Consider the following 3,322-nt stretch of genomic DNA (forward strand, 5'->3'; position numbering starts at 1 on the left):
GACGAGCACTTGCCCGCCGAAGAGCACGGCGACGGCGACGCTGGCGGTGAACGACCGCAGCATGTCGGCCCGCAGCGCCTGCCCCTCGTCGAAGGCGTCCCACAGCGCGACGGCCATGCCGAGCGTCAACACGTCGAACCCCGTCAGCGCCAACGCCAGCCAGCTCGGCACCAGCCCGAGCGGGATGACGAGGATGGCGTTGCCCAACGCGAAGAACAGCGTCGCGATGACGGCCACGCCGATCACGCGCCGCGGCTTGCGTGGGCGTCGCAGGGCGACGGCCATGGCGCCGAGCGTGGACAGTGAGATCACCGCGAACATCACCCAGTGCCCAAGTCGAAGCGGACCGTCGACCGAGCGGGCCATCGCGGCACCGGTCACGGCAAGGGCCGCGACGACGGCGACCGTCACCAGCTCGCCGGCCCGGCTGCGCCACGTGTCAGCCGGCCGCGAGAGTTCCAGGAGCACCGCAACCCACGCGATACCTGGCACCACGGCGAGATACACCTCGACGTGGCTCAGCACCGCGGCATGCGAGGTACTGAGGTGACGGACGGCGTCCAGCGCCACCACGACGGCAAAACTGGTCAGTCCGACCGCGGCGAGAAACAGAACGGGTTTTCGGGGGCCGCGCGCCAACAGGTAGAGCCCGAGCCACCAGCTCAGGGAGAAGACCACTGCGGACATCGCAGCCACGTGATCAGTCTCCCACGTCGATGCCGTTCAACTGCCGTAGCGGCGATCTCGCAGCGTGTAGTCGCGCAGCGCGCGGAGGAAGTCGACCCGACGGAAGGCGGGCCAGTGCGCCTCGGTGAACCACATCTCCGAGTAGGCGCTCTGCCACAGCAGAAAGCCCGAGAGTCGCTGTTCGCCCGAGGTTCTGATCACCAGATCGGGATCGGGCTGACCGGACGTGTAGAGGTTCTCGGAGATCCCCTCGACGGTGACCGATTCGATCAACTGCTCGGCGGACGCCCCGTTGGCGACCTCCTTGCTCAGCAAGGCGCGCACCGCGTCCGCGATCTCCTGGCGCCCGCCATACCCGACGGCGACGTTGACGTGGAACGGCGCCACCTTGGTCGGAGCCGTCCCCTCCACCGCGTCACGCAATCGACGGGCCGACTCCTGGCCCAGCAGCTCGAGATCGCCGACCGTGCGCACGCTCCAGTGGTTGACGGGAGCGCAGATCTCCTCGACGACTCCGGTGATGATGTCGATGAGCGACGCCAGCTCGGTGGGGTCGCGTTGCAGATTCTCGGTGGACAGCAGATACACCGTCGCCATTTCGACGCCGGATTCCTGACACCAGCGCAGCATCTCGGCGATCTTCGCGGCACCCATGCGGTAGCCGTAGCTGACGTCTTCGTGGCCCTCATCACGAGCCCAGCGGCGGTTGCCGTCACACAGCACGGCGATGTGCCTGGGCAGTTGGGATTTCGATCGTGCCAGCTGGTGGCGCAGGCGCGCCTCGTAGACCCGGTAGGCCGGTTCCTTGAGCCGCGGGGGAATGAGTTCCACGAGGATCCAGACTACTGTTATCGACGGGTAGCCCCATGCGAGATTGCGGAGGTGACATGACACGTGACATGACATTGCCGACCGGCACCACCGATCCCGATTCGCCAGGAACCACCCATCGCGAGGCGGAGGACCTTCCCGAGGCGGTCGCCGACGGCGTAGCCCAGTTCCTCGGCAAGCCGCGTGCCCGGGGCTGGATTCACCTCTACTCGGCGATCGTGGCGGTGATCGCAGGCGCCGCGCTGGTGTCGGTGTCGTGGTCGGTGCAATCCACCCGCGCCGGCCTTGCCACGCTGCTGTACACGTTCACGATCGTCGCGATGTTCGCCGTGAGCGCGACCTACCACCGCGTGACCTGGACGTCGCCTGACGCCCGCAAGTGGATGAAGCGCCTGGACCACTCGATGATCTTCGTGTTCATCGCGGGCAGCTACACCCCGTTCGCCCTCCTCGCGTTGCCGTCCGAGCAGGGCATGGTGCTGTTCTGGATCGTCTGGGCCGGCGCGATCGCGGGTGTGCTGTTGAAGATGTTCTGGCCGTCTGCGCCAGCCTGGGTGGGCGTGCCGCTCTATCTGCTGCTTGGGTGGGTGGCCGCGTTCTTCATCGTGCCGATCATGCATGGCGCCGGGGTGGCTGCGCTGGTGCTGCTCATCGTCGGCGGCGCTCTGTACAGCGTCGGCGGCGTGCTCTACGGACTGAAGTGGCCCAATCCATGGCCGACGACGTTCGGGCACCACGAGTTCTTCCACGCGTGCACCGCGGTCGCGGCGATCTGCCACTACATCGCGATGTGGTTCGCCGTCTTCAGCGGCTAGCCCCCACTCGCTCCCCCTCCCTCGCGATTTCGGCGCGCTGATCCGCGCCCACCGCGGATTAGCGCTCCCGAATCGCCAGACCCGGAACCATTTACGGTGGGCACACCGTCTATCGGGGATGCTTGATGATTTCCTGCGGTGCCACGACGGCGTCATCACGACCGCGCACGCTCGCGGGCTTGGGCTGAACAACGACGTCGTGGAACGACGTGCGCGCGCCGGCCATTGGCGACGGTGCTCTCCAGGCGTCTACTTCGTCGACGACCGTCCGTTCACCGACGCGGCGCGGATCCGGGCGACGGTATGGGGCCACGGTTCACGCGCCGCCGCGAGCGGGTTGGCTGCCGCGTGGTGGCACGGCGTCACGAGGTATGCACCCGACATCGTGGAGGTGACGGTGCCGCGGAACAGCCACGGCCGGTGCCACAGTGGGTCGCGAGTGCGCCGCCGCGACTTGACGGCTGTTGACATCGTCGAGCGGCGCGGATTGCAGCTCACTGCTATCGACCTCACGGTGATCGAGGCCGCCGTCCGCCGAGGGGGCGGACCCAAGTTGATGGATTCGGCACTCCAACGCCACGTCGAGCTGAAACCCCTGTGGGCCGCGCACCTGCGCAACAAGGGGCGACACGGCTCGCCCGCCGCCCGCCTACTGCTTCAAGCCGCGGAGGACGGAGCACGTTCCGCCGCAGAGCGGCTATTGATCCGCCTACTGAAGGACGCGGGCATTACGGGCTGGATCGGCAACCATCCAGTGGCCGGGTACCACGTCGACGTCGGCTTCCCCGGCTTGAAGCTCGCGCTGGAAACCGACGGCCTGGCATTTCACAGCGATTCGGATGACTTCCATCACGACCGAGTGCGACAGAACGCGATCATCCTCGCGGGGTGGCAGGTGCTCCGCTTCACCTGGCTAGACCTGACGGAGTATCCGGAGCGGGTCATCGCCGAGATCCGGTACGCGATTTCGGCGCGCTGATCCGCGCCCA

At 67.2% G+C, this 3,322-nt stretch carries 3 protein-coding genes and 1 pseudogene; 2 read left to right on the top strand and 2 right to left on the bottom strand.

The window, feature by feature from the left end; translation table 11 throughout:
- Together ACRDUX_RS00110 and ACRDUX_RS00115 are read right to left on the bottom strand one after the other, a co-directional pair.
- Positions 1–696, bottom strand: a pseudogene (locus ACRDUX_RS00110) (hypothetical protein); the annotation flags it as partial.
- A 27-nt stretch (positions 697–723) separates the two neighbouring features.
- Positions 724–1,518: a (2Z,6E)-farnesyl diphosphate synthase gene (locus ACRDUX_RS00115; protein ID WP_526409829.1), complete on the bottom strand. Its 795-nt coding sequence runs from the start codon at positions 1,516–1,518 to the stop codon at positions 724–726.
- Between the two features lie 68 nt (positions 1,519–1,586).
- Here ACRDUX_RS00115 and trhA point away from each other — a divergent pair, with 68 nt between their 5' ends.
- On the top strand, positions 1,587–2,333 hold the full coding sequence (gene trhA / locus ACRDUX_RS00120; RefSeq protein ID WP_526409831.1) for a PAQR family membrane homeostasis protein TrhA: 747 nt from the start codon (positions 1,587–1,589) through the stop codon (positions 2,331–2,333).
- Positions 2,334–2,451: 118 nt separating this feature from the next.
- Positions 2,452–3,312: a DUF559 domain-containing protein gene (locus ACRDUX_RS00125; protein ID WP_526409833.1), complete on the top strand. Its 861-nt coding sequence runs from the start codon at positions 2,452–2,454 to the stop codon at positions 3,310–3,312.
- The last annotated feature ends 10 nt before the right edge of the window (positions 3,313–3,322 follow it).

Origin of the sequence: Mycobacterium sp. (genome assembly GCF_050701675.1) — a bacterium.
Classification (GTDB): domain Bacteria; phylum Actinomycetota; class Actinomycetes; order Mycobacteriales; family Mycobacteriaceae; genus Mycobacterium.